Source organism: Streptococcus sp. HMSC072C09, from assembly GCF_001813105.1.
In the GTDB taxonomy this organism is placed as follows: domain Bacteria; phylum Bacillota; class Bacilli; order Lactobacillales; family Streptococcaceae; genus Streptococcus.
The window spans coordinates 29,807-56,094 of sequence record NZ_KV811501.1 but is presented as its reverse complement, the minus strand read 5'-3'; the positions used below and the strand labels follow the sequence as shown (position 1 = coordinate 56,094).

At 42.7% G+C, this 26,288-nt stretch carries 23 protein-coding genes; 19 read left to right on the top strand and 4 right to left on the bottom strand.

Annotated features, from left to right (window positions below):
- Window positions 1–28 precede the first annotated feature (28 nt).
- From era to tehB, 10 genes are all read left to right on the top strand, one after another.
- The gene (gene era, locus HMPREF2893_RS06030) at window positions 29–928 is read left to right on the top strand and encodes a GTPase Era (protein ID WP_003004993.1); all 900 of its coding nucleotides are present in this window, start codon (window positions 29–31) and stop codon (window positions 926–928) included.
- Between the two features lie 48 nt (window positions 929–976).
- A complete protein-coding gene (gene mutM, locus HMPREF2893_RS06025; protein ID WP_070675030.1) occupies window positions 977–1,801 on the top strand; it encodes a DNA-formamidopyrimidine glycosylase in 825 nt (274 codons plus the stop codon).
- Window positions 1,802–2,398: a dephospho-CoA kinase gene (gene coaE, locus HMPREF2893_RS06020; RefSeq protein ID WP_070675027.1), complete on the top strand. Its 597-nt coding sequence runs from the start codon at window positions 1,802–1,804 to the stop codon at window positions 2,396–2,398.
- Between the two features lie 16 nt (window positions 2,399–2,414).
- The gene (locus tag HMPREF2893_RS06015; RefSeq protein WP_303660010.1) at window positions 2,415–3,614 is read left to right on the top strand and encodes a multidrug efflux MFS transporter; all 1,200 of its coding nucleotides are present in this window, start codon (window positions 2,415–2,417) and stop codon (window positions 3,612–3,614) included.
- The gene (gene rpmG / locus HMPREF2893_RS10620; RefSeq protein WP_083312235.1) at window positions 3,604–3,753 is read left to right on the top strand and encodes a 50S ribosomal protein L33; all 150 of its coding nucleotides are present in this window, start codon (window positions 3,604–3,606) and stop codon (window positions 3,751–3,753) included. The genes HMPREF2893_RS06015 and rpmG overlap by 11 nt, the downstream gene beginning before the upstream one ends.
- A gap of 41 nt (window positions 3,754–3,794) precedes the next feature.
- Window positions 3,795–4,028, top strand: a complete 234-nt coding sequence (gene secG, locus HMPREF2893_RS06010; protein WP_003008189.1) for a preprotein translocase subunit SecG — start codon at window positions 3,795–3,797, stop codon at window positions 4,026–4,028.
- Between the two features lie 95 nt (window positions 4,029–4,123).
- Window positions 4,124–6,484 (top strand): ribonuclease R, encoded by a 2,361-nt coding sequence (gene rnr / locus HMPREF2893_RS06005; protein WP_070675024.1) that lies wholly within the window; start codon window positions 4,124–4,126, stop codon window positions 6,482–6,484.
- On the top strand, window positions 6,447–6,914 hold the full coding sequence (gene smpB, locus HMPREF2893_RS06000) for an SsrA-binding protein SmpB (protein ID WP_003005443.1): 468 nt from the start codon (window positions 6,447–6,449) through the stop codon (window positions 6,912–6,914). The genes rnr and smpB overlap by 38 nt, the downstream gene beginning before the upstream one ends.
- A gap of 175 nt (window positions 6,915–7,089) precedes the next feature.
- Entirely contained in the window at window positions 7,090–8,835 is a 1,746-nt protein-coding gene (locus HMPREF2893_RS05995) for a C69 family dipeptidase (RefSeq protein WP_070675021.1), read from the top strand.
- A gap of 106 nt (window positions 8,836–8,941) precedes the next feature.
- The gene (gene tehB / locus HMPREF2893_RS05990; protein WP_070675017.1) at window positions 8,942–9,802 is read left to right on the top strand and encodes an SAM-dependent methyltransferase TehB; all 861 of its coding nucleotides are present in this window, start codon (window positions 8,942–8,944) and stop codon (window positions 9,800–9,802) included.
- Window positions 9,803–9,930: 128 nt separating this feature from the next.
- Here the strand turns inward: tehB and HMPREF2893_RS05985 are convergent, their stop codons facing one another.
- Both HMPREF2893_RS05985 and HMPREF2893_RS05980 read right to left on the bottom strand, forming a co-directional pair.
- On the bottom strand, window positions 9,931–10,473 hold the full coding sequence (locus HMPREF2893_RS05985; protein WP_070675014.1) for a TetR/AcrR family transcriptional regulator: 543 nt from the start codon (window positions 10,471–10,473) through the stop codon (window positions 9,931–9,933).
- A 342-nt stretch (window positions 10,474–10,815) separates the two neighbouring features.
- Window positions 10,816–12,162, bottom strand: coding sequence for an Nramp family divalent metal transporter (locus HMPREF2893_RS05980; RefSeq protein ID WP_003013089.1), 1,347 nt, complete (start codon window positions 12,160–12,162; stop codon window positions 10,816–10,818).
- Window positions 12,163–12,332: 170 nt separating this feature from the next.
- Between HMPREF2893_RS05980 and HMPREF2893_RS05975 the strand changes: the two genes are divergently transcribed.
- The 4 genes from HMPREF2893_RS05975 to HMPREF2893_RS05960 all read left to right on the top strand — a co-directional run bounded on the left by HMPREF2893_RS05975 (window position 12,333) and on the right by HMPREF2893_RS05960 (window position 17,340).
- A complete protein-coding gene (locus HMPREF2893_RS05975) occupies window positions 12,333–13,034 on the top strand; it encodes an ABC transporter ATP-binding protein (RefSeq protein ID WP_070595245.1) in 702 nt (233 codons plus the stop codon).
- A gap of 13 nt (window positions 13,035–13,047) precedes the next feature.
- The gene (locus HMPREF2893_RS05970) at window positions 13,048–15,771 is read left to right on the top strand and encodes an FtsX-like permease family protein (protein ID WP_070675011.1); all 2,724 of its coding nucleotides are present in this window, start codon (window positions 13,048–13,050) and stop codon (window positions 15,769–15,771) included.
- Between the two features lie 165 nt (window positions 15,772–15,936).
- Window positions 15,937–16,779, top strand: a complete 843-nt coding sequence (locus tag HMPREF2893_RS05965) for a metallophosphoesterase family protein (RefSeq protein ID WP_070675008.1) — start codon at window positions 15,937–15,939, stop codon at window positions 16,777–16,779.
- Between the two features lie 111 nt (window positions 16,780–16,890).
- Window positions 16,891–17,340: an Rrf2 family transcriptional regulator gene (locus tag HMPREF2893_RS05960; protein ID WP_023918737.1), complete on the top strand. Its 450-nt coding sequence runs from the start codon at window positions 16,891–16,893 to the stop codon at window positions 17,338–17,340.
- A gap of 240 nt (window positions 17,341–17,580) precedes the next feature.
- On the opposite strand, the gene HMPREF2893_RS05955 is transcribed toward HMPREF2893_RS05960, so the two are convergent.
- The gene (locus HMPREF2893_RS05955; RefSeq protein WP_003008166.1) at window positions 17,581–18,663 is read right to left on the bottom strand and encodes a M24 family metallopeptidase; all 1,083 of its coding nucleotides are present in this window, start codon (window positions 18,661–18,663) and stop codon (window positions 17,581–17,583) included.
- A 160-nt stretch (window positions 18,664–18,823) separates the two neighbouring features.
- Here HMPREF2893_RS05955 and ccpA point away from each other — a divergent pair, with 160 nt between their 5' ends.
- Window positions 18,824–19,828: a catabolite control protein A gene (gene ccpA, locus HMPREF2893_RS05950; RefSeq protein WP_003005429.1), complete on the top strand. Its 1,005-nt coding sequence runs from the start codon at window positions 18,824–18,826 to the stop codon at window positions 19,826–19,828.
- 161 nt (window positions 19,829–19,989) lie between these two features.
- Here the strand turns inward: ccpA and HMPREF2893_RS05945 are convergent, their stop codons facing one another.
- A complete protein-coding gene (locus HMPREF2893_RS05945) occupies window positions 19,990–20,580 on the bottom strand; it encodes a TetR/AcrR family transcriptional regulator (protein ID WP_024055141.1) in 591 nt (196 codons plus the stop codon).
- Between the two features lie 156 nt (window positions 20,581–20,736).
- Between HMPREF2893_RS05945 and HMPREF2893_RS05940 the strand changes: the two genes are divergently transcribed.
- The 4 genes from HMPREF2893_RS05940 to thrS all read left to right on the top strand — a co-directional run bounded on the left by HMPREF2893_RS05940 (window position 20,737) and on the right by thrS (window position 26,046).
- Window positions 20,737–21,324 carry a class I SAM-dependent methyltransferase gene (locus tag HMPREF2893_RS05940; RefSeq protein WP_049485661.1) on the top strand — a complete coding sequence of 196 codons (588 nt, stop codon included), beginning with the start codon at window positions 20,737–20,739 and terminating at the stop codon, window positions 21,322–21,324.
- Window positions 21,325–21,426: 102 nt separating this feature from the next.
- Entirely contained in the window at window positions 21,427–22,425 is a 999-nt protein-coding gene (locus tag HMPREF2893_RS05935; RefSeq protein WP_003008161.1) for an LTA glycolipid anchor biosynthesis glycosyltransferase, IagA/BgsA family, read from the top strand.
- Between the two features lies 1 nt (window position 22,426).
- Window positions 22,427–23,749 carry a glycosyltransferase family 4 protein gene (locus tag HMPREF2893_RS05930; RefSeq protein ID WP_021153617.1) on the top strand — a complete coding sequence of 441 codons (1,323 nt, stop codon included), beginning with the start codon at window positions 22,427–22,429 and terminating at the stop codon, window positions 23,747–23,749.
- Window positions 23,750–24,102: 353 nt separating this feature from the next.
- Window positions 24,103–26,046 carry a threonine--tRNA ligase gene (thrS, locus tag HMPREF2893_RS05925; protein WP_070675005.1) on the top strand — a complete coding sequence of 648 codons (1,944 nt, stop codon included), beginning with the start codon at window positions 24,103–24,105 and terminating at the stop codon, window positions 26,044–26,046.
- Window positions 26,047–26,288 lie beyond the last annotated feature (242 nt).

The window sequence follows — 26,288 nt, the reverse complement described above, 5'->3', positions numbered from 1 at the left end:
AGGGAGTATGCCCTCGTGAAAGGATAATATGACATTTAAATCAGGCTTTGTAGCCATTTTAGGACGTCCCAATGTTGGGAAGTCAACTTTTTTGAACCACGTCATGGGGCAAAAAATTGCCATCATGAGTGACAAGGCGCAGACAACGCGCAACAAGATTATGGGAATCTACACGACCGATAAGGAACAGATCGTCTTTATCGATACCCCAGGGATTCACAAACCCAAGACAGCGCTTGGAGACTTCATGGTGGAGTCGGCCTATAGCACCCTTCGAGAAGTCGATACCGTTCTCTTTATGGTGCCAGCAGATGAGCCACGTGGGAAGGGCGATGACATGATCATCGAGCGCCTCAAGGCTGCTAAGGTGCCGGTTATTCTGGTGGTCAACAAGATCGACAAGGTGCACCCTGACCAACTCTTGGCGCAAATCGATGACTTCCGTAGTCAGATGGATTTCAAGGAAATCGTGCCGATTTCAGCCCTTCAAGGAAACAATGTTTCGCGTTTGATTGATATTTTAAGTGAAAACTTAGAAGAAGGTTTTCAATATTTCCCTGCTGACCAAATCACTGACCACCCAGAGCGCTTCTTGGTCTCTGAAATGATCCGTGAAAAGGTCTTGCACTTGACGCGGGAAGAAATTCCCCACTCTGTGGCAGTAGTAGTGGATTCTATGAAGCGGGATGAGGAGACAGATAAGGTTCATATCCGTGCAACCATCATGGTCGAGCGCGATAGCCAAAAAGGCATTGTCATCGGAAAAGGTGGCGCCATGCTCAAGAAGATTGGAACCCTTGCGCGTAAGGATATCGAGCTCATGCTAGGGGACAAAGTCTTCCTAGAAACCTGGGTCAAGGTCAAGAAAAATTGGCGGGATAAGAAATTAGACCTAGCTGATTTCGGATACAACGAAAAAGAATATTAAGAAGAGGTGGGCAGAAGCCTGCTTCTTGTTTTTAGAGAAGGAGAAGCTATGCCTGAATTACCAGAAGTAGAGACGGTTCGACGCGGTCTTGAGAAATTAATTCTTGGGAAAATCATCCAGTCCGTGGAAGTAAAGTATCCAAAGATGATTCAGACGGATCTGGATACTTTTCGTCAAGATCTCCCAGGCCAAGAAATTCGGGTCATGGGGCGCCGTGGGAAATACCTTTTATTTTATCTGACGGATCTGGTCCTCATCTCGCATTTGCGGATGGAAGGCAAGTATTTCTTTTATCCAGACGAGGTTCCTCTTCGCAAGCATGCCCATGTCTTCTTTCATTTTACAGATGGTAGCACCCTGGTCTATGAAGATGTCCGCAAGTTTGGGACCATGGAAGTCCTCATACCTGAGCTTGTCGACAGCTATTTTTTGGCGAAAAAAATTGGTCCAGAGCCGACGGAAGCGGATTTTAAAGCACCAGCCTTCCAAGCAGCTCTTAAAAAATCAAAGAAACCCATTAAATCAGCTCTTTTAGACCAAAAATTAGTGGCTGGTCTGGGCAATATCTATGTGGATGAGGTCCTTTATCGAGCCAAGATTCATCCAGCCCGTTTGGGTCAAAGATTGACTACTAGAGAAGCCAAAGCAATCCGCAAAGAAACGATTGCTGTGCTTGCTCAGGCTGTTGAAAAGGGTGGCTCCACTATTCGCTCCTATAGCAATGCCTTCGGAGAGGATGGTACCATGCAGGAAGAGCACCAGGTCTATGGGAAAACAGGCCAGCCTTGTTTGCGCTGCGGGACACCGATTGAGAAAATCCAGTTAGGGGGACGCGGAACCCATTTTTGCCCCCACTGCCAAAAGGAGAACTAGATGGCAAGAATCATCGGATTAACAGGAGGGATTGCTTCAGGAAAGTCCACTGTCACCTCCTATTTGAGAGGAAAAGGGTATCCTGTCATTGATGCGGATCAAGTGGTCCATGATTTGCAAGCACCAGGAGGAGCCCTCTACCGTGTCTTAGTGGATCATTTTGGGAGAGAGATCCTTACCAAAGAAGGAGAGCTGGATCGCGTCGCTTTGGGTCAGCGGATCTTTTCAGACCTTAGTGAAAGAGACTGGTCCAATCGCGTTCAAGGCAGGCTTATTCGTGAGGCTCTAGCTGAGGTAAGAGATAGACAAGCTGCACAATCCGATCTCTTTTTTATGGATATTCCTCTCTTAATCGAGCAGCACTATGAAGGGTGGTTTGAATCTGTCTGGTTGGTAGCTGTATCAAAAGAAACCCAGCTCAAACGCCTGATGGAACGCAACCACTTATCAGAACTGCAGGCCCAAGAACGCATCGCGTCTCAAATGCCGCTAGATGAAAAAAGAGCCCATGCAGATCTGGTCTTAGACAATAATGGCGATCTAACGGCCCTCTATGCCCAATTAGATGCAGCCCTACAACAATTAGAAAGAAGATGATTTTATCACAAGAGAAATCAATTGGCGTAAAAATCTATATATTGCCTGGATCGGGTGCTTTTTCATCGGAGCCAGCCTTTCTTTAGTCGTTCCTTTTATGGCCCTCTTTGTGGAAGAGTTGGGTGTTACGGGCAAGGCTGTTCCCTTTTATGCTGGCATTGCCGTCGCAAGTTCTTCTGTAACTTCTGCGATCATGTCTCCCATCTGGGGGAGCTTAGCCGACCGCTATGGTCGAAAACCCATGATGCTTAGAGCTTCCATTGCCATGACGCTGACCATGGGAGGAATTGCCTTTGTCCCATCCGTCTTTTGGCTCTTGGTCCTGCGCTTGCTCAATGGGGTCTTTTCAGGCTTTGTCCCCAATAGTACAGCCCTGATTGCCAGTCAAGTTCCCAAGGACCAATCCGGCTATGCCCTAGGGACCTTGTCGACCGGTGTCGTGGCTGGAACCTTGATGGGGCCTTTGATTGGGGGACTCATTGCCGAAAATCTGGGAATGCGCAATGTCTTTCTCTTGGTCGGTTTCTTCTTATTTTTGGTTTCCCTCTTAACCTTCTGGGGCATTGAGGAAGACTATGAGCCCCTTCCAAAAGAAGAACAAAAATCCAGTTGGGAGTTGCTCAAATCTATTCAGCAAAAAGATATCCTCTTAGGCCTCTTTTTGACCAGCATGACCATTCAAATGATCGCTCAATCTATTTCTCCGATCCTGCCTCTTTATGTGCGAGCTTTGGGACAAAGAGATAATCTGATCTTCGTATCGGGGATGATTGTTTCAGCTATGGGAGTCTCCAGTATGCTCTTTTCAGGTTGGATGGGAAAACTCGGAGACCGAATCGGGAATCACCGGCTCTTATTAATCGCCCTTCTCTATAGTGGCTGTCTCTATATCCTTTGTGCCCAAGCGCAAACACCCCTTCAATTAGGGATTTTACGCTTCCTCTTTGGGATCGGGACAGGAGCCCTACTACCAGGAGTTTCTGCATTATTGAATCGTTTAACCCCTCCTGAAGGGATTTCTCGGATCTTTAGCTACAACCAGCTCTTTTATTACTTAGGTGGTGTATTAGGGCCAATGATGGGATCGAGTATTTTCATGCATTTTGGCTATCATTGGGTATTTTACGGTACAGCCCTTTTGGCCTTTACCGATTTGATGTTCCTCTTATTCTTATTTAGAAAGTATTTGAAAGTGAGAGACGTACGTGCGAATTAAAGTTCAATTGACCTGCACCAGCTGTGGGAGTCAGAATTATTTGACCAGTAAAAATATCAAAACCCATCCTGAAAAGATCGAGGTCTTGAAGTATTGTCCCAAGGAAAGAAAAGTAACCTTACATATTGAATCAAAATGATTTTCATGGTATAATAGTGAAGATTTTAAGGAGTTTTGAATATGAGCGGAGCATTAACAACTATTTTACTAGTATTATCAGTATTGATTATTATCGCAATTTTTATGCAACCAACAAAAAACCAATCGAGCAACGTCTTTGACGCAAGCTCAAATGACTTGTTTGAACGTTCAAAAGCGCGCGGGTTTGAAGCCGTGATGCAGCGTTTAACAGCTATTATGATCTTCTTTTGGTTATTGATCGCGATGATCTTAATGGTACTTTCTAGTAGATAAGATAGGCTCAGACAATGTCTTTGCCTATTTTTATTTTGTAAAACAAAGACACAAGTAGATAGAAAAAGGAGGCTGGATAACCAGCAAATAAATCAATGAAAACAAGTATTAAAGAATATTTACAGGAGCATGACAAAGCCCAGATCAATGATCTGGCAGCAGCTCTAGGAAAGGAAGGGTCTAAGGATTTCCGTGACTTGGTCAAAACCATCTCTCTGATGGAACGCCGTCATGAGTTGAAATTCGAAGATGATGGCTCTCTTCGTTTAGCTCAAAAGAAGGCCCCAGCCATTACCCTCAAGGGGATCTTTCATGCGCATAAGAATGGCTTTGGCTTTGTCAGTTTAGAAGGCGAAGAAGAGGACCTCTTTGTTGGCCGAAATGATGTTAATCACGCTATCGATGGTGACACCGTTGAGATCGTCATTACCAAGGTAGCAGACCGAAACAAGGGAACGGCAGCAGAAGCTAAGATTATTGATGTCTTGGAGCATAGCATCAAAACGGTAGTTGGACAAATCGTTCTGGATGAGGAAAAGCCTAAATATGCCGGCTACATTCGTTCGAAAAATCAAAAGATCAGCCAGCTGATCTATGTGAAGAAGCCAGCCATCCAATTGGAAGGGACCGAAATCCTCAAGGTCGAAATTGATCAATACCCGAGCCGCAAGCACAATTATTTTGTGGCGACGGTGCGGGATGTGGTCGGTCATGTGACAGATCCAGGAATCGATGTTTTGGAAGTGTTAGAATCCATGGACATTGTCTCAGAATTTCCAGAAGAAGTGCTGAAGGAAGCCGAGCAGGTTCCAGATGCACCGTCTGCAAAGGATTTAGAGGGACGCTTGGATCTGCGAGATGAGATCACCTTTACCATCGACGGGGCTGATGCCAAAGACTTGGACGATGCGGTCCATATCAAGTTACTCAAGAATGGCAACTTTGAGCTGGGTGTTCACATCGCAGATGTTTCTTATTACGTTCAGGAAGGTTCAGCACTCGACAAGGAAGCTCTAAATCGGGCGACCTCTGTCTATGTGACCGACCGAGTAGTACCCATGTTGCCAGAGCGTCTCTCCAATGGGATCTGTTCTTTAAATCCGAATGTGGATCGCCTGACCCAGTCTGCCATCATGGAGATTGATCCTCATGGCAAGGTTGTCAAGCATACCATTACCCAAACAGTGATCAACACAACCTTCCGAATGACCTATAGCGACGTCAATGATATCTTAGCGGGAGACGAAGAAAAGGCTCAAACCTTTAAGAAAATTGTCCCAAGTATTCATCAAATGGCCACCTTGCATGGCATTCTAGAAAGCATGCGGATTCGTCGCGGAGCCCTCAATTTTGATACCAATGAGGCTAAAATTCTGGTCAATAAAGAAGGAAAACCGGTCGACATTGTCCTTCGTCAAAGAGGAATTGCCGAGCGGATGATTGAGTCCTTTATGCTGATCGCTAATGAGACAGTGGCGGAGCACTTTACGCGACTGAAACTACCGTTCATCTACCGGATCCACGAAGATCCAAAGGCAGAAAAAGTACAGAAGTTTATCGATTATGCTTCTAGTTTTGGAATCCAGATCTACGGAACGGCTAGTGAGATGAGCCAAGAAGCCCTGCAAGAAATTATGCGCAAGGTCGAAGGAGAACCCTATGCAGACGTTCTCTCAATGATGTTGTTGCGCTCGATGCAGCAAGCTCGCTATTCAGAGCACAACCATGGCCACTATGGGCTTGCTGCGGAATATTATACCCACTTTACTAGTCCCATCCGTCGGTATCCGGACCTGATGGTTCACCGAATGGTGCGCGAATATGGAAAATCTCAAGAAGTGGCTGAACACTTTGAACAAGTCCTTCCAGACATTGCCAACCAATCCTCTAGTCGGGAGCGCCGGGCTATTGATGCGGAGCGCGAAGTAGAGGCTATGAAGAAGGCAGAATACATGGAAGACTATGTTGGGGAAGAGTACGATGCTGTGGTTTCCAGTGTGGTGAAATTTGGCCTCTTTGTGGAGTTGCCAAATACGGTTGAAGGCTTGATCCATATTACCAATCTCCCTGAATTCTACCATTTTAATGAACGGGATCTAACCCTTCGCGGAGAAAAATCAGGAGTGACCTTCCGTGTCGGTCAGCAAATCCGGATCAAGGTAGAAAGAGCCGACAAGATGACAGGAGAGATTGATTTCTCTTATATTCCAAGTGAATGGGATGTCGTCGAAAAAGGTCTCAAGTCTAAAGGACGTGACCGAGATGGCAATCGTAGAGATCGCAGACGCAAGGACAAAAAAGTTTCTAAGGGATCAACCGCTAGAAAAGATGACAAGCGGAAAGATTCTTCCTCTAAATCCAAAAAGAAAAAAGGGAAGAAACCATTTTACAAGGAAGTAGCAAAGAAAGGAGCCAAACATGGCAAAGGGCGAAGGAAAGGTAGTCGCGCAAAATAAAAAGGCGAGACATGACTACACCATCGTGGATACGATTGAAGCAGGGATGGTGCTGACGGGGACAGAGATCAAAAGTGTCCGTGCGGCACGCATTAACTTGAAAGATGGCTTTGCACAAGTAAAAAATGGCGAAGTTTGGCTTAGCAATGTCCACATTGCCCCTTATGAGGAAGGCAATATCTGGAACCAAGACCCAGACCGTCGTCGCAAGCTCCTTCTTCATAAAAAGCAAATCCAAAAGCTGGACCAAGACACCAAAGGGACCGGAATGACCTTGGTGCCTTTGAAGGTCTATCTCAAGGACGGCTATGCCAAATTGCTTTTGGGACTCGCTAAAGGGAAACATGATTATGACAAGCGTGAATCCATCAAGCGTCGGGAACAAAACCGGGACATCGCACGGGTCATGAAACAATACAATACACGTTAAAGAAAAAGACAGTTTTGAAACTTGTTTCAGATCTGTCTTTTTTATGCTTTCTGCTTGTAATCGCTTGCAAAACAATTGCTTATATTATATACTAAAATTAGGGTGTTGGTATAGTTGCTTTTCTTAGGCTTGAAAGTTTTTCTAGCCTCTTTTGTAGTCAATAAGGAGAAAGACTATGAAGAAAATCCTATTCAAACTACTGTTTGGCCTCATGCTGATCGCTCTCTTCCCTGTGCAGGTTGCACAAGCCTGTTCCGCCTTCATTGTGGGAAAGGACTTAACCACGGATGGCTCTATGCTTTACGGTCGTACAGAGGACTATCCCTATGCACCAGATGGCGGGCGCCACAATCAAAACTTTGTTGTAGTTCCAGCAAAGGACTACAAGGAAGGGGATAAGATCGAAGATGAGTCCAATGGCTTTACCTATCCTCATTTGAGCCATGAAATGAAGTACACAGCGACCTATGATGCTGCGCGTGGTGATGGTAGCAACGGGAACTTCGGAGCTCATGGTTTTAATGAAGTGGGCGTGTCGATGACAGCGACGGTATCAGCGACTCCGCATGACAAGATTTTGAAAGCCGACCCTTTGGTCAAAGATGGCCTACCAGAAGCTTCCATGATCGACTTGGTCTTGCCTCGTGCAAAAACTGCTCGAGAAGGAATCGAAATCGTTGCCAAGACTCTGGATGAAAAAGGTTCTGCTGAAGGGAATATTATTGTCGTAGCAGATAAAAATGAGCTCTGGTACATGGAAATCCTCTCAGGTCACCAATATGTGGCCATTAAATTCCCACAAGACCGCTATGCTATTTTTGCCAATACCTACTATCTGGGACATGTCGATCTCAAGGACAAGGACAATGTCATTGCTTCAAAAGATGTAGAAGCAGTAGCTAAGAAAGCCGATCATTACAAGACGGATAAGGATGGCAAGTTCCATATTGCGGATTCTTATGGTCCGGACGAATACACCGAACGCAACCGCTCACGGACCTATGCAGGGATTACCCTGATGGATCCAAAGGCAGATGTCAAATATGATGATCAACACTTTGATCTGCTTCGTAAACCAACGGATCCTTCTAAGAAGTATAGTCTAGAAGATGTTTTTGCCGAACAACGGAACCGTTTTGAACACCTCAAACAATTTACAGCAGATGACTTGGCCGAACCAGGTAAAAAAGTTGATACCAAGAAATACAAGTATGCTCTAGGAAATGAAAACGTCATTGATGCCCATGTCTATCAAATCAAGAAAGACTTACCAAGTCCATTTGGTGGAATCGTTTGGTTGGGTCTTGCCCAAAGTCGCAATACCCCATATGTCCCATTCTATGGCTTAGTCAATGACACCTACGGTGCCTTTAAAGTCCGCTCTGCTAAGTACGATCCAACTTCATGGTATTGGGCTGTTTGGCACATCGACCAAATGGTCATGAAATATCCAGACCTCTTTGGCACCAGTATCCAAGATAAATGGAAAAAAATGGAAGCCGGCTGGATCAAGGAACAAGCTGCTTTGGATCAAAAATATAGTGGTCTCACAGATGACCAAGCCAAAGCTCTTCAAGGTGAAGTCACCAAGGAATCCATGGATCGAGCAGATGTAATCTTCAAACAAATCAAGGCTACTGAAAAGGAAATGGAAGATAAGATTCGTGAAGAAAAGGGCTTGGAAGCTGACTTTGTCTACGATGGCTATAACAAAGCGAATTTAATGGCTGCTGCTGAAAAAGACAGTTCAGACAAGAAGCCAGAAACTTGTCAGGAAGCGCTCGGAGATACCCCTAAAAAGGCTAGCCAGACTCAAGATTCAAGTGTGGTCTTCTCAGTCCTTCTTGGGGTATTGGCTGTTTGTGGATTTAGTTTAGCTGGATTCTTTTATAAAAAATCAAAAAATAAAGAGGATGAATAGATCCTAACAAGGAGGTTTCGCTAGAAAGCGGAGCCTCTTTTTCCAACTTGTAAAAAGGGGCTTTTTTCTGTATGATAAGGGTACAGAAAGAAAAAGGAGAAGCAGCATGACACAAAAATTGATTGCTTACAAGCGCATGCCTATCTGGACCAAGGATACCATGCCAGAAGCTCTTCAAAGAAAGCACAATACCAAGGTAGAAACCTGGGGAAAGATTACAGTTTTAAAGGGGCAGTTACGATTTATTGAATTGACAGAAGAGGGGGAAGAAATCGCGAGCCACCTCTTTGAAGCAGGAGCAGAGAACCCCATGGCCGAGCCCCAGGCATGGCATCGTGTCGAAGCGGCGACTGACGATGTGGAGTGGTACCTAGAATTTTACTGTGAGCCAAAAGACTATTTCCCCAAAAAATACAACACCAATCCTGTCCATTCAGAAGTGCTAGAAGCAGTGGGAATTGTCCCCGCTGGAAAGGCATTGGATCTAGGATGCGGGCAAGGACGCAACGCCCTCTTTTTGGCCCAACATGGCTTTGACGTGACAGCTGTAGATCAAAATGAACTGGCTCTTGAGATCTTACAAAGTATTGTCGCTGAGGAAGATCTAGAGATGCCAGTGGGACTCTATGATATCAATGCTGCAGCTCTTACCCAAAACTATGACTTCATCGTATCGACTGTGGTCCTCATGTTTTTAGAGGCTGATCGGATTCCAGCGATTATCCGCAATATGCAAGAGCATACCAATCCAGGTGGTTACAATCTCATTGTATGTGCTATGGATACAGAAGATTATCCTTGCCAGATGCCCTTCTCGTTCACCTTTAAAGAAGGAGAATTGGCGGAGTATTACAAGGATTGGGAATTGGTCAAGTACAATGAAAATCCAGGACATCTCCATCGTCGAGATGAGAATGGCCATCGGATTCAACTTCGATTTGCAACCATGTTGGCAAAGAAAAAATAGAGAAAAAGCAGGATCCTAGCATCCTGCTTTTTTGCTTTTTACAAACAAGTTGAACAAGGTGATCTATATGTTGTTCATTTGCCAAAAAGAAAAACCTTCTCCGTAAAGGTAGGAAAAGGTTGGGGGATTTAGTTCCAGCTAGCAAAGTCGCAGACACTGAGAATAATGGTTGCAATTTCGATTGGCTCTTCTTTCGCACCTGATTCTAGCCAGGTCACAATCACAGATTCGATGGTAGCAATGAAAATTTCTAGACCATACTTGTATGGAACTTGAAAGTCTGAAATGATGTGTTCTTTCGAATGAGGAGTATCATCTAGTGCATGGAGGGTAAAACTTCTTACCAATTTACGGAAGTCCGAGCAACAGGATTGGGACAATGCATAAATAAAATCATAATTCTCTTTAATAGTAGTCAAGACATTGAGAAAGTTTACCTTGACAGGGCTTCCTTCAACGAAGAGGCTATCCAATTCTTGCATCATGTCCATTTTCATTTGCTCAAACATGTCGTATTTATCGACATAGTGCAAGTAGAAGGTCCCACGGTTAATCCCTGCGGTTTCGGTTAATTGTCGAATAGTGATGCTTTCAAAAGGTTGTTGCAAGAGGAGTTTTGAGAGCGCATTTCGTAAGTCTGACTTGGTTGTTGTTTGTCTTTGGCGTACCATATGTTCCTTTCTGTAGTTGTATAAATTTATTCTTATTTATTTGACGTTGAAATAATTTATATGTTAAATAATTTCACGACACTAACAAAGAGCATTATACTCCAAAAGAATAAATTAGACAACAATTCTCATTTTTGTACAGATAACGAAAAGTGTACAAAAATTTCACAAGTTTATGAATGACGGGCTCTGACAAGATTTTGTGAAAATCTCACAATAATTAGTGATTTAAAATAATTCCCTCCTAAAAAAATGGTCAGGAAATTTTTAGGAAATGGAGGTTCAAGATGGAAAAGGCAGTGTAATAAACAAAAAACCAGCACCTTTTAAGTGCTGGTTACTTTATTTGATAAAAGTTGTCACGATCAAATTGAAATTTAAGATAGTTAAGACAATCGCAACGAGATAGCCTAAGAATGTATTCCATTTCGCATTGACATGTTCTCCCATGATTTCCTTGTTGGAGGTGAAATAAACCAGAGGGAAGATGGAGAATGGAAGAGCCGCTGATAGGAAGACTTGAGAATAAACCAGAAGGTCATCAAGGACATGTTCCTGATCTCCAAATAAGATCGCAACGATGATGACAGGAAGAAGGGCAATGATCCGAGTCATGAGACGAACGACCCATTGTGGTAAGCGGAATCTCAAGAAACCTTCCATAACGATTTGACCGGTTAGAGTCCCAGTAATGGTTGAATTTTGACCACTGGCTAACAAAGCGATGGCAAAGAGGGTGGATAAGAAGGGACTAGCGATAGCACCGGCAATATGGTTATCCTTGAGGGCGTTGTACATGCTAGAAAAAGCACCGATCTTATCTCCGTGACCAAAGAAGAGGGCCGCTCCAAGAATCAAGAGGAGGGAGTTGACGACGAAAGCCAGACTCAATTCAATATTTGAATCCCAGGTCATAAAGCGCACTGCCCGTTTGATATCTGCTGGATCCTTGTAATCGACTTTTCGCGTTTGCGAAATGGAAGAGTGGAGGTAGAGGTTGTGGGGCATCACCGTTGCTCCGATGATTCCAAGCGCCAGGGTTAAGGCTTCATTTCCTTTTGGAAGCCCAATTCCTAGCACCTCTTTTTGAGGGAGGAAGCCAGCGAAGATTCCCCCGATATCTGGCTTCGAAAGAAAGACGAGATAACCAAAAATCGCAAGGATTGTGAGGATCAAGGTTGATACGATGGCCTCGATCTTTCGAAATCCTAGATGCATGAGGCCCAATAAGAGGAAGACATCAAAGATGGTGATCAGAATGGAAAAGAGCAAGGGCCAACCAAAGAGGAGGTGGAGGGCAATCCCTGAGCCGATGACTTCCGCTAAATCTGTCGCCATCAAGGCAAGCTCGATCACAATCCAAAGGGTATAGCGAAGCCATTTTGGTAAGTGATGGGCGGTTGTTTGGGCCAGGTCCTTACGATGGACAATCCCTAATTTCCCAGCCATTTGTTGCAACTGCATGGCGATCAAAGACGAGAGAAGAACCACTGATAAGAGGAGGTAGCGGTATTGTGCCCCTCCGACCACACTGGTAATCCAGTTTCCCGGATCCATATAGCCGACAGCTACCAGACTTCCTGGTCCTGAAAAGAGTAGAAGAGTCTTCCAAAAGGGGATGCCTTTTGGCACGTCAATAGACTGGTTGATTTCTTGAAGTGATTTCCTTTCAAACTGTTGTAAACTCATGATGAGCCTTCTTTCTAAGAATAAATCAAATTTCTCTCTAATTATAGCATAAAATTTATAATAGTTCATGATAATGAGGAAGAATCACTATTGGTGATGCCTCGATTTCTTTGTAATCTATACGAAAAGGACTATAATATAGATAGGAAATAGGAGGGAGGAGAGAAAAAATGGCCTACATCGAAATGCAGCACTGTTACAAGCGATACACTAGTGGAGAAACGGAGATTCTCGCTAATCAGGATGTTTCTTTTGAGATTGAAAAAGGCGAATTGGTCATTATTTTAGGGGCGTCAGGAGCTGGAAAATCAACAGTTCTCAATATCTTAGGAGGGATGGACACGAATGACGAAGGACAGGTCCTGATTGATGGGGTGGATATTTCTAAGCTCAATTCCCATCAACGAACGGATTATCGACGAGATGACGTTGGCTTTGTCTTTCAATTTTATAATTTAGTAGCCAATCTGACAGCCAAGGAAAATGTCGAATTGGCTTCAGAAATCGTCTCTGATGCCTTGGATCCGGAAGCCGTTTTAAGAGAAGTAGGACTTGGCAATCGTCTTGATAATTTTCCTGCCCAATTGTCAGGTGGAGAGCAACAACGGGTGGCGATTGCTCGGGCAGTGGCGAAAAACCCTAAAATTCTCCTTTGTGATGAGCCTACAGGAGCCTTAGACTACCAGACAGGTAAGCAAGTATTGGGGATTTTACAGGCCATGTCTCGTAAAAAGGGAGCGACGGTCATCATCGTAACCCATAATGCTGCTTTAGCCCCGATTGCAGACCGTGTGATTCGCATGCATGATGCCAAGGTCAAGTCGGTAGAAATCAATGAGCTTCCTCAAGATATTGCTACACTAGAGTATTAGAAGAGGTGCTAGCATGAAACGAAAAGTCTATTGGAAGGATCTGTTTGGTTCTTTTACACATTCAAAAGGACGTTTTCTCTCCATCTTAACCTTGATGTTGTTGGGAAGCTTGGCCTTGGTAGGCTTAAAGGTGACTACTCCAAATATGCATCGAACGGCTAACCAGTTTATTCAGCAACAAAAGATGCTAGATCTTGCTGTCATGGGGGACTTGGGATTAGACCAGGTAGACCAAGAGGAGCTTTTAGGACTCAAAGGGACGCGTGTCGAATTTGGTTCACTGCTGGATCTGACGTTGAAAGGAACAGGAAAGGCAATCCGACTTTTTTCTCCCCCAAAGAGTCTCTCTTCTTTTCGTGTGACCAAGGGGCGTCTGCCTCAAAAAGAAGGGGAATTGGCCCTAGCGAGTTTTTGGGAGGATCGTTATCGATTAGGGGATACCCTCACACTTGAAGAAAAGGCGGGAACTAGGTCTAGTTTAAAGCAAAAGCAATTCACCATTGTTGGCTTTGTTCAATCCTCTGAGATGTGGTCTCAAAAGAATTTAGGCACTGCCATGAGTGGCAGTGGGAATCTGGATGCCTATGCTCTGGTTTCAAAAGAGGTCTTTACGACTAAACTCCCTGTGATGGCGCGGATCCAGTTTGATGATCTGAGATCTTTGGATTCTTTTTCGCAAGCCTACCAAAAACGGCTAGAAGATCACCAAGAAGAGTTAGAAAAACTTCTGAAAGACAATGGAAAGGCTCGCTATCAAAGACTCAAGAAGGAGGCGGATGGGCAGATCCAAAAAGGCCAGAAAGAACTCAGTCGTGCCAAGGAAACATTACAGTCAGCCAAGAATCAGATCGATCAGGCTCAAAAGCAATTAGACTTGCAGGAGACGCAGCTCAGTAAACTAGCTCCATTTCTGCCAGCTAAAGAGCGAGTAGCCAGTCAAGAAAAAATCCATCAAGCTAAAGAACAACTGGATCAGAAAAAGAAGGACTGGACTGCAGGTGAAAAGGAACTTGCAAAAAAAGAGGAGGAGCTAAAAAAAGCCAAAACCGAGCGAGATCAGCTGGAAATTCCAACTTATCATGTTTATGATCGCAAGACCATGCCAGGCGGACAAGGTTACCTGATGTATAGCAATGCTAGTAGCAGTATCTCTGCTATCGGAAATATTTTTCCGGTCGTTCTTTATCTGGTAGCAGCCATGGTGACCTTCACCACGATGACGCGCTTTGTCGATGAAGAGCGGACCAATGCAGGCGTTTTTAAGGCGTTGGGCTATCGAACCAAGGACATCATTCTCAAATTTGTCCTCTATGGATTCTTTGCTGGTACGATTGGAACCCTTCTAGGAAGCTTGTTGGGGCATTATTTCCTATCGGGAATCATCTCCAACATTATTACGCAAGGGATGGTTATAGGAGAGAGCAGAGAGTATTTTTATAGGGATATTACTCTGATTGCTCTTGGACTGTCTTTCGTCGCGAGTGTGCTTCCAGCTTACTGGGTTGCTCGTAAGGAATTAAAAGAAGAAGCCAATCTTTTATTACTGCCCAAACCACCAGTATCCGGTTCGAAAATTTTTCTGGAGCGTGTCCATTTTATTTGGAAGCGTCTGAATTTCACGCACAAGGTTACTGCTCGCAATCTCTTTCGTTACAAACAAAGGATGCTGATGACCATTTTTGGAGTGGCGGGTTCTGTTGCTCTTCTCTTTGCAGGGCTAGGGATTCAATCTTCTGTAGGAAGTGTTTCCAAACGCCAATTTCAAGAGATCCTATCTTATGAGTTGATTGTAGCCAAAAAAACGAATGCCTCCTACCAAGAAAGCAAAGAACTAACCAATCGTCTGGCAAAATCAGACATCAAGGATTATCGAGCTATCTATAGTAAGGTCATTGAAGCTTCTTTAAAAAATGGACACGACAAGCAGACCGTTACGATGTTGGTTACGGATTGTGCAGATTTTTCTCCCTTTGTCAGCCTGCGTTCTTTCAAGCAAGGGGAATCTTTGTCTCTAAAGAAAGGGGTTATCATCAGTAGCAAACTAGCACAACTAGCCCAGGTTACAGTTGGGGATCGACTGACCCTAGATGGTCACTCTTTTAAGGTGGCAGGAATCACTGAAAATTATGTCGGCCATTTTATCTATATGGATCAGGCAAGTTACCAAAAAATCTACGGAGAGCGGACTTCAGAAAACAGCTATTTGGTACAGCTGCAAAATTCCTCCACACAACAAGTGCAAGCAGTTAGTCGGGACATGATGGCTCTTGCAGCTGTGAAGGCAGTCAGTCAAAATGCTTCGATGATTTCCCTCTTTAACTCAGTTGCCAAATCGTTGGACACCACCATGATGATTCTAGTAGTTGTATCGGTTTTGTTAGCTATCGTGATCTTGTATAATTTAACCAATATCAATGTGGCGGAACGGATCCGTGAATTATCGACCATCAAGGTCTTGGGATTCCATAATAAGGAAGTGACACTCTATATTTACCGCGAAACCATCTTATTGTCTATCATAGGGATCCTCATGGGGTTAGTGGGGGGCTATTATCTTCATCAATTTCTTATTGCCATGATTGCACCAGATGCCATTCTCTTTTACCCCAAAGTAGGACTTGGTGTTTTCATTTTCCCTGTAGGAGGACTGATCCTTCTTTTGGTCCTGTTAGGAATTTATGTTGACCATTATCTCCGAAAAGTAGATATGCTAGAAGCCCTCAAATCAGTAGATTAAGATACAAAGCCGTTAAGCAACTCTTTGGAAAAAGATAAATCCAACGACGAAGCTTCCGCTTCTAGCCTGAGTTTTCATTTCTGGTAGCATGGAATGTTCATAAAACTTTCACCTTAGGGTGGAAGTTTTTCTTCTCTTTGTTATAATGGAGAGAAGGAGAAGATCATGACTAAAATTGCTTTACTTTCAGATATTCATGGAAATACGACAGCATTGGAAGCTGTCCTAGAGGATAGTCGAAAAGCCAAGGTGGATGAATATTGGCTCTTGGGAGATAGTTTGATGCCAGGGACAGGGAGACGGGACCTCTTGGAGCTGTTAGAGGAGTTACCGATTACGGTCAAAGTCCTTGGGAACTGGGAGGATAGTCTTTGGCGGGCTATGAGGGGGATGTTGGATGAGACCAGACCCAGTCATCGCTACCTCATGCGCCAGTGTCAATATATTCTTGAAGAAATCACGCCCCAGGAAATTGAAGACATGCAGAAAACGCCCATGCAGGTCCATAGAGAAATCGCAGGTTTAAAGATCGGCATTACCCACCACTTACCTGATAAGAATTGGGGTCGCGAATTGATCCACATTGGTGAGCAGAAGGATTTTGATCGTTTGGTGACAAACCCGTCTTGTGATATCGCAGTCTACGGACACATTCACCAGCAGTTTTTCCGCTACGGGACAGGAGGAGAACTGATTATCAATCCTGGATCGATCGGTCAACCTTTCTTTTTGGAAAAGAATCTTCGCAAGGACCTTCGGGCCATGTATGCTATTCTTGAATTTGATCAAATGGGGTTAAAAGATGTAGATTTTAGACGGGTGGACTATGATGTCCAAAAAGAACTGAAACTTGCAAAAGACCTCCATCTTCCTTATTACCAAGTGTATTATGAAAGTTTGGTCAATGGCATTCATCATACCCACAATCATGAGCTTCTTCATGAGATTGAGCAGAGAGAAGGTCATGATCGAGAAATCGATGCTTGGCTAGAGGACTTCTTCCAATAGTGTAACTGTTGACATTACAACTAAAAAGAGTATAATAGGAATAACGAAAGTCGTCCCTTGACGGTTGTTCAATAGACTCTATCTTCAAAACGGGTAGAAAGGAGTGAAGTTATGCAAATTTCGAGTCGCTTTACCATTGGGACTCATGTCTTGATCATGATTGCTCTACAAGGAGAAAAAACAAAAGTAACCAGTGATTTTTTGGCAGGAAGTGTCGGCGTGAACCCTGTTATTATTCGAAAAACCTTGTCTCAGTTGAAGAAAGCTGGATTGATCCATGTAGCGCGTGGGACAGGCGGAGCTGAGCTCGCAAAAGCAGCCGATGAGATCAGCCTGCTGGATATCTATCAAGCAGTAGAATGCTTAGGTTCGACAGGTCAATTATTTGGTTTTCATGACAATCCGAATCCAGCCTGCCCAATTGGCCACAATATCCATAATGTTTTAGATGGAAAGCTTGAGGACATTCAGACTGCTATGGAAAAAGAAATGTCCCAAACCACTTTAAAAGACGTTGTAGAAGATACGCAGAAAAGAATGAATCTAGAATCGGTTTCATAAGAAAAATGAGAGTGGGACAGAAATCGGTCATTCGTTAGAAATCGATTTCGTCGTCCCACCTCCGCACAGTTGAGTAGGGCTGTAAAAGCTGATGAAATCAGCGTAGTAGAGCCCACTCAACCACTGCGTCTTGCTCGACAATCCAAAAACAATTAAGAGGCTAGGACTTTTGTCCCAGCCTCATTTTTTATAGTTATTAACGAAACAAGATGTTTGTTATATATTGAAACGACTAAAGGATTAGTCAAAGTAAAGTAAGTCTTTGCTGGTTTCTGTGAAGAGTCCAAATCCGTCTTTTGTTACGTACCCACAATCTTCGATACGGACACCGACTTTACCTGGAATATAGATTCCTGGTTCGACTGAGAAGCACATGCCTTCTTCAAGTACCATGTCATTTCCTTCCATAATAGAAGGGAATTCATGCACGTCCATTCCGATCCCGTGTCCGAGGCGGTGGTTGAAGTACTCACCATAACCAGCTTTTTCAATGACGCTCCGTGCAGCACGGTCTACGTCATGTGCTGTTACACCTGGTTTGATCATGTCAATGGCTGCTTGTTGAGCTTCTAACGTCAAGTGGTAGATTTCTTTTTTGAAATCATCAGGTTTTCCAACAGCAACAGTACGAGTCATATCAGACGCATAACCATTCACCATACAGCCAAGGTCAAAGAGCAAGAGAGCATCGTTTTCGACTTTGTTGCTTCCAGGAATTCCGTGTGGGTTAGCTGCATTATTTCCAGTCAAGACCATGGTTTCAAAGCTCATTTCATAACCCAAGCGTTTGATTCCAAAGTCGATTTCTGCTACGATATCAGTTTCTGTTTTATCCAGTGAGATGGCGTCGAATCCCATATTGACAGCCTTATCTGCATATTGACCAGCCACCAACATTTTTTGGATTTCATCAGCAGATTTGATCAAGCGCATCCGGTTAATCCGAGGTGTTAAGTTAGTAAATTCCGCTTTTTCAAAGACAGTACGTAAGCCATTGTATTTGGTAAGGATCAAGTTATCATATTCAAGTGCAACGGTTTTAGCATCTGGTTTTGCGATAGCCCCTTTAATCTTTTCCCAAGGGTTTTCAGAATCCACATAGCCAACCACTTGGAAATCGACAACTGCAGTCGCCCGTTCCACTTCAAGTGCAGGAACGAAGAGAAGTGGTTCGTGGTCCGTGTAAACGAACAAGAAGAGTTGACGTTCGTGGGGATCACTGTAAAATCCAGTCAGGTAATTGATGGTGACAGGATCGGATACAACAGCGACATCTGTTTTTTCAGTTTCAAGAAAATCGACGATTTGATCTAATTTAGACATAATGCTACCTTCTTTCTATGGATCTATTTTGTCAAATTTTCCCCAAAAAAGCAAGAGTTTACAAAATTTTACCAAAATGCTTGAAAGTGTTTACAATAAGTGATAAAATAGGATTAATTAGAGAGTGAAAACGAAATTTTCAACAATGAAAGGAAATCTTATGAATACAGACGATACAGTAACAATTTATGATGTCGCCCGTGAAGCAGGGGTTTCAATGGCAACCGTTAGTCGTGTAGTAAATGGGAATAAAAACGTTAAAGAAAATACACGTAAAAAAGTTTTAGAAGTGATCGAACGCTTGGATTACCGTCCAAATGCTGTTGCGCGTGGTCTTGCTAGCAAGAAAACAACAACAGTCGGTGTTGTGATTCCAAACATCACGAATAGCTATTTCTCTACATTGGCTAAGGGGATCGATGACATTGCTGAAATGTACAAGTACAATATTGTTCTTGCAAATAGCGATGAAGACGATGACAAAGAAGTTTCAGTTGTAAACAACCTCTTTTCAAAACAAGTGGATGGGATCATTTTCATGGGCTATCATTTGACAGAAAAGATTCGCTCAGAATTTTCACGCTCTCGGACGCCAGTTGTCCTTGCTGGTACAGTGGATGTTGAACACCAATTGCCAAGTGTCAATATTGACTACAAGCAAGCGACTGTGGATGCTGTTACACAGTTGGCAAAACACAACAAGAAAATTGCTTTTGTAAGTGGCCCATTGGTGGATGATATCAATGGAAAAATTCGTTTGACAGGCTACAAAGAAGCTTTAAAAGCGAAAAAATTGAGCTATAGCGAAGGGCTTGTCTTTGAATCCAAGTACCGTTACGATGAAGGTTATAACTTGGCAGAACGCATCATTGCGTCAAAAGCAACAGCTGCCTTTGTAACAGGGGATGAATTGGCTGCAGGGCTCTTGAACGGCTTGTCTGATAAGGGAATCAAGGTACCAGAAGACTTTGAAATTATTACCAGCGATGATTCACAAGTAACTCGTTACACGCGTCCAAATCTATCAACGATTGGCCAACCCTTGTATGACCTTGGTGCGATCAGTATGCGCATGTTGACCAAGATCATGCACAAAGAAGAGTTGGAAGAACGTGAAGTGTTGTTGTCTCATACGATCAACCAACGTGGAACGACCAAAAAATAAGGATTAGTAGACTAGAGTCTCGACATGGGAAGACGTGTCTACTAGTCTAAGAGGCTAGAACAGAACTGTTCTAGCCTCTTTTTATATGTGTCATTAATCATAAGTAATGATGAAGTGAAATTGAATGAGTGTTGGTTCAAATATTGATGTGTAAGTTACAATTAAATCGTTCTAGAGTTTGTTAAAATACCATACAACAAAATATGATGAATTTGTTTTGTTTCGTCTTCTATGTTTTTATTTGGAGATAGATGATTTCCTGTGCTATTGAGAGCACTCATGACGTTTAAAATAACCTCTGTTGACAAATCTTTAGCAATTATATTTTCATTTTTACCTAGCTCAATATATGCACGATATATTTCACGCTTTTTCTCATCTATCGCTTTTGTCATAAGTTTCGTAAAAGTAGGATCCTCTAACGTTTTTTCTTGAAAGTAGTTAGAAATCTGTTGGCTTATTTTTTTCTGACATAAAGCTAAGGCTTGATTTAATTTTGATTTATAATCTATATTACTGAGTAGAATGTTTTCAGCTTCTTGTATGATGTCTTTAAACAATTCATTAATACATAAAGCTACTAAATTATCTTTCTTATCAAAGTAATTGTAGATTGACACAGGAGAAACTTCTGCGACTTTTGCAATTGATTGTATACTTGTTTCTTTAAACCCTTTTTCTTTAAATAAAGAAAGAGCAGACTGAATAATAGCTTGCTTCTTTTTTTCTGTTGTTTTTTGATATTGATTCATTTGAACACTCCATTTGATATCAATTATAGCACAACTTTGAAATTTATCTCAGATTATTTCATTAATTCTTGACGATATCTGATATTTACAATACAATTAAGTTTGAAATATAATTAATGATATTTCAAACTTATAATAATTGAGGGAAGATATTTAATGTTAACTGAATTTCTTATTAAGCAGTCTCAAAAACCTAGTGGTCTTATTGGTAGAGTCATCACAAAAATATGGTCATTCTATTTTAAAAAACTTAGTCTTTGGGCGATTAAACAGACTACTATTTCAGATAATTATAGAATTTTAGAAATTGGTTACGGTGGCGGGAGTACTATCAAGAACCTTCTTGCTTTAAATAAAAATCTTGAGATTCATGGTATTGATATTTCTAAGGAATCATATAGAACTGCCCAACGTGTTCATTCAGATTCCATAAGAAAAGGTAGTGTCCAACTTAAGATTGGAAATGTGGAGAATATGCCTTATCAAAATAACTATTTTGATAGAATATTTGCTATTCAGACCCATATTTTTTGGAAGGATATAAAAAAGAGTTTTCAAGAAGTTTATAGAGTCCTGTCCAGCAATTCTACTTTGATAATTGCTTCTGAAAAAGAAAAAATACATTATCATATGACAGATTATCGTACAAGTCATGAATTTAGTCAGTTACTAACAAGTATTGGTTTTTCAAAAATTGAGGAAAAACAGAATCGCAATTGGATTTTGTATATCGTATATAAATAAAATAGAATTTTAAATTTCGAACAGAACTGTTCTAGCCTCTTTTTTATACTGCAAACAGGTAGAGACTTGCTGGGCACTCTTTATTTCGGTATAATAGAAGGTATGAAAGTTTTACTGTATTTAGAAGGAAAATCCGTATTACAAAAATCAGGAATTGGTCGAGCCTTGCAGCATCAAATGCATGCGCTTGATTTGGCTGGGATTCCGTATACGACAGATATTTTAGGAGATTATGATGTGGTGCATATCAATACCTATGGCCCACGGAGTTTCCTTTTGCTCCATGCAGCAAAGCGTCGTGGAAAGAAAGTCATCATGCATGGCCATTCAACCCGTGAGGATTTTGAAAATTCCTTTATCGGGTCTAACTTTTTTGCGCCCTTGTTTGGGAAGTATTTGGCTCACATGTACCAAAAGGCAGACTATGTGATCACGCCATCTGAGTATTCCAAACACCTGATTCAGTCTTATGGGGTGACCACACCGATTATCGCGGTTTCCAATGGGATTGATTTGGAAAAATACAAGAAGGATCCGAAAAAAGAAGAAGTCTTTCGCAAGCATTTTAATATCCAAGAAGGTCAAAAGGTTGTCATCTGTGCAGGGCTTTATTTTAAACGCAAAGGGATTGAAGATTTCGTAGAAGTGGCCCGTCGCATGCCGGATGTGCGCTTTATTTGGCTAGGTTCTATCAACAAATGGATCATTCCGCGTAAGATTCGTCGTATCGTGGAAAAGGATCATCCGAGTAATGTGGAATTCCCTGGCTACTTCAAGGGAGCAGTCTTCCAAGGGGCCATGACGGGTTCAGATGCTTTCTTCTTCCCATCTTATGAAGAAACAGAAGGAATCGTTGTTTTGGAAGCCTTGGCCAGTCATCAGCACACGGTCTTGCGGGATATTCCCGTATATAATGGCTGGATTGACGAGACGTCATCTGAATTGTGCCATAATGTAGACGAATTTGTGGATTCCTTGAACAAGGTCTTGAACGGACAAGTAGACAAGCGGGAGGCAGGCTACAAGGTCGCTGAAAGTCGTTCGATTGACTTAGTGGCTTATCAATTGGTCGAAGCCTATCAAACAGTTTTGGAGATGTAAGATGCGTGTAGGGTTATTTACAGATACCTATTTCCCGCAAGTTTCGGGAGTGGCGACCAGCATTCGGACGCTCAAAACAGAATTAGAAAAATTGGGTCACACGGTCTTTATCTTTACGACAACGGATAAAGATGTGAACCGCTATGAAGATTGGCAGATTATTCGGATTCCAAGTGTGCCTTTCTTCGCCTTTAAGGACCGCCGCGTTGCTTATCGTGGTTTTTCAAAGGCACTTGCCATTGCCAAGCAATACCAGTTGGATATTATCCATACCCAGACTGAGTTTTCATTAGGCCTTTTGGGAGTGTGGATTGGACGCGAGTTGCGGATTCCAGTCATTCATACCTACCATACCCAGTATGAGGACTATGTCCGCTATATTGCAAGAGGCATGGTCATTCGCCCAAGTATGGTCAAATACATTGTGAGAAGTTATATGAATGATCTGGACGGCGTGATCTGTCCTAGTGAGATCGTCTATGACTTGCTCCAAAAGTACAAGGTCAAGGCAGAAAAACGCATTATTCCGACAGGGATTGATTTGGCCAAGTTTGACCGACCAGAAATCACTCCGACAGAGACAGCAGCCCTTCGTGAAAAATATGAAGTCGCAGAAGATGAAACGCTTTTACTGAGTCTGTCGCGGGTTTCTTATGAAAAGAATATTCAGGCTGTTATTGCGGCTCTTCCTGATGTCCTCAAGGTCAATCCAAAAGTTAAGTTGATCGTGGCTGGAGATGGTCCTTATTTGGATGATTTGAAAAAACAAGCGGCGAAACTGGGGATTTCAGATGCGGTTGTCTTTACAGGGATGATCCCACCAAATGAGACAGCTCTTTACTATAAGGCGGCTGACTTCTTTATTTCAGCTTCAACGAGTGAGACGCAAGGGTTGACTTATTTAGAGAGTATTGCGAGTGGTACCCCGATCATCGCTCATGGCAATCCTTATCTCGATCATGTGATTGATGACCCTATGTTTGGAAAGCTCTTTTATGAAGAGAGTGATCTGGCACAAGCGATTCTTGAAGCGATTGAGGAGATGCCTCCAATCGATGAGACCAAGTGGGCAGAAAAGATTGATGATATTTCTGCAGCAACCTTTGGCCGTCGGGTCTACGAATTTTACTTGGATAAAATCATCTCTAAAGACTTTTCAAATGATTTGAATCCTGAGCAAAGTCGGGTTAAGCGGATGTCTAAGACCATTGTGAAAATCCCGACCAAGGTGATTGCTCTTCCGGTCAATGGATCTGTGAAGATGATGAAGGCTTCGGTCAAACAAGTGAAGAAAATCCGTAAAATCACGCATTTCTTTGATTGAAAATGAAACTTTTTCTTGCAAAATTTTTCAATCGTGCTATAATAACTGACAGAGACATATCAAATCTAGGAAATCTGATAGAGAGCGCGTGGGGCTGGAAATCGCGTAGAGGATAGGTTTGGGACTACTCGTGATTCTTTTATGCAAACATAAAACGGTGGCTACGTTAGAGCCAATCAGAGGTGTCCCTCTTTTTTGAGGAACATAAATGAAGGTGGAACCACGTTGCGACGTCCTTTCGAGGAGGTCGCTTTTTTGATTTCTTCATGAAGACATCAAAAGGAGTGACGATTCCAATGTTCAAAGACACCTCCCACCCATTTAGCTACTAAAAACTTTATAAGGAGAAAATCATGATTAAGATTACTTTCCCAGATGGCGCTGTTCGTGAATTCGAATCTGGCGTTACTACTTTTGAAATTGCCCAATCTATCAGCAATTCTTTGGCTAAAAAAGCTCTTGCTGGTAAATTCAACGGCAAATTGATTGACACAACTCGTGCCATCACCGAAGATGGAAGCATTGAAATCGTGACACCTGATCACGAAGACGCTCTTCCAATCTTGCGTCACTCAGCAGCTCACTTGTTTGCCCAAGCAGCTCGTCGCCTCTTCCCAGATATCCACTTGGGTGTCGGTCCAGCGATCGAAGATGGTTTCTACTACGATACAGACAACCAAGCTGGTCAAATCTCTAACGAAGACCTTCCTCGTATCGAAGAAGAAATGAAGAAAATCGTGAAAGAAAACTTCCCATCTGTTCGTGAAGAAGTGACCAAAGATGAAGCGCGTGAAATCTTCAAAAATGATCCGTACAAATTAGAATTGATCGAAGAACATTCAGAAGACGAAGGTGGGTTGACCATCTACCGTCAAGGTGAATACGTTGACCTTTGCCGTGGACCACACGTCCCATCAACTGGTCGCATCCAAATCTTCCACCTTCTGAACGTTGCTGGTGCTTACTGGCGTGGGAATAGCGACAATGCGATGATGCAACGTATCTACGGTACAGCATGGTTTGACAAGAAAGACTTGAAGAACTACCTTCAAATGCGTGAAGAAGCCAAGGAACGTGACCACCGTAAACTTGGTAAAGAGCTTGACCTCTTCATGATTTCTCAAGAAGTTGGTCAAGGTCTTCCATTCTGGTTGCCAAATGGTGCGACCATCCGTCGTGAGTTGGAACGCTATATCGTTGATAAAGAAGTAGCAGCAGGCTACCAACACGTCTACACTCCACCAATTGCTTCTGTAGAACTGTATAAAACTTCAGGTCACTGGGATCACTACCGTGAAGACATGTTCCCACCAATGGATATGGGGGATGGAGAAGAGTTTGTTCTTCGTCCAATGAACTGTCCTCACCACATTGAAGTCTACAAACATCATGTGCACTCTTACCGCGAATTGCCAATCCGTATCGCTGAAATCGGTATGATGCACCGTTATGAAAAATCTGGTGCCCTTACAGGACTTCAACGTGTGCGTGAAATGTCTCTGAATGATGGTCATACCTTTGTGGCTCCAGAACAAATCGAGGAAGAATTCAAGAAGATCCTTCAATTGATCATCGATGTGTATGAAGACTTTAACTTGACAGATTACCGATTCCGCTTGTCTTACCGTGATCCTGAAGACAAACACAAATACTTTGACAACGATGAAATGTGGGAAAATGCTCAACGCATGTTGAAAGCAGCCGTTGATGATATGGGTGTTGAGTACTATGAAGCAGAAGGGGAAGCAGCCTTCTACGGACCAAAATTGGATATCCAAGTGAAAACAGCTCTTGGTAAAGAAGAAACCCTTTCTACCATCCAATTGGACTTCTTGCTTCCAGAACGCTTTGATCTTCATTACATTGGAGCAGATGGAGAAGAACACCGTCCAGTTATGATCCACCGTGGGGTTATCTCAACGATGGAACGCTTTACTGCGATCTTGATTGAAAACTACAAGGGAGCTTTCCCAACCTGGCTTGCTCCTCACCAAGTAACCCTTATCCCAGTATCGAACGAAAAACACGTGGACTATGCTTGGGAAGTGGCTAAGAAACTACGTGACCGTGGTGTTCGTGCAGATGTGGATGAACGCAATGAAAAAATGCAGTTCAAGATCCGTGCTTCTCAAACACAAAAGATTCCTTACCAATTGATCGTTGGGGACAAGGAAATGGAAGAGCAGGCTGTAAACGTTCGCCGTTATGGTCAAAAAGAAACAGAAACCATGTCAGTGGATGCATTTGTAGAATTAATTCTTACAGATATTGCAAATAAATCCCGTGTTGAGAAATAAACCATTTAACCTAGAACAAAATCTCAGCCACCTAAAAAGCAACAACTGAAATAGTTGTTGCTTTTTTACATTTTGATTAAGCTGAGCTAGTAGTGATCTGCTAAACCACCACAAATAGTATCCTCATCAACAATCCTTTCTACCCATTAACTTTTGGATATAGGATATCCTCCCAAGATTTGCTTCCTCGAGTTAGATAAGGTCAATATCCTCAATCCTTGTCTGCTTCATTTTCTTTTACG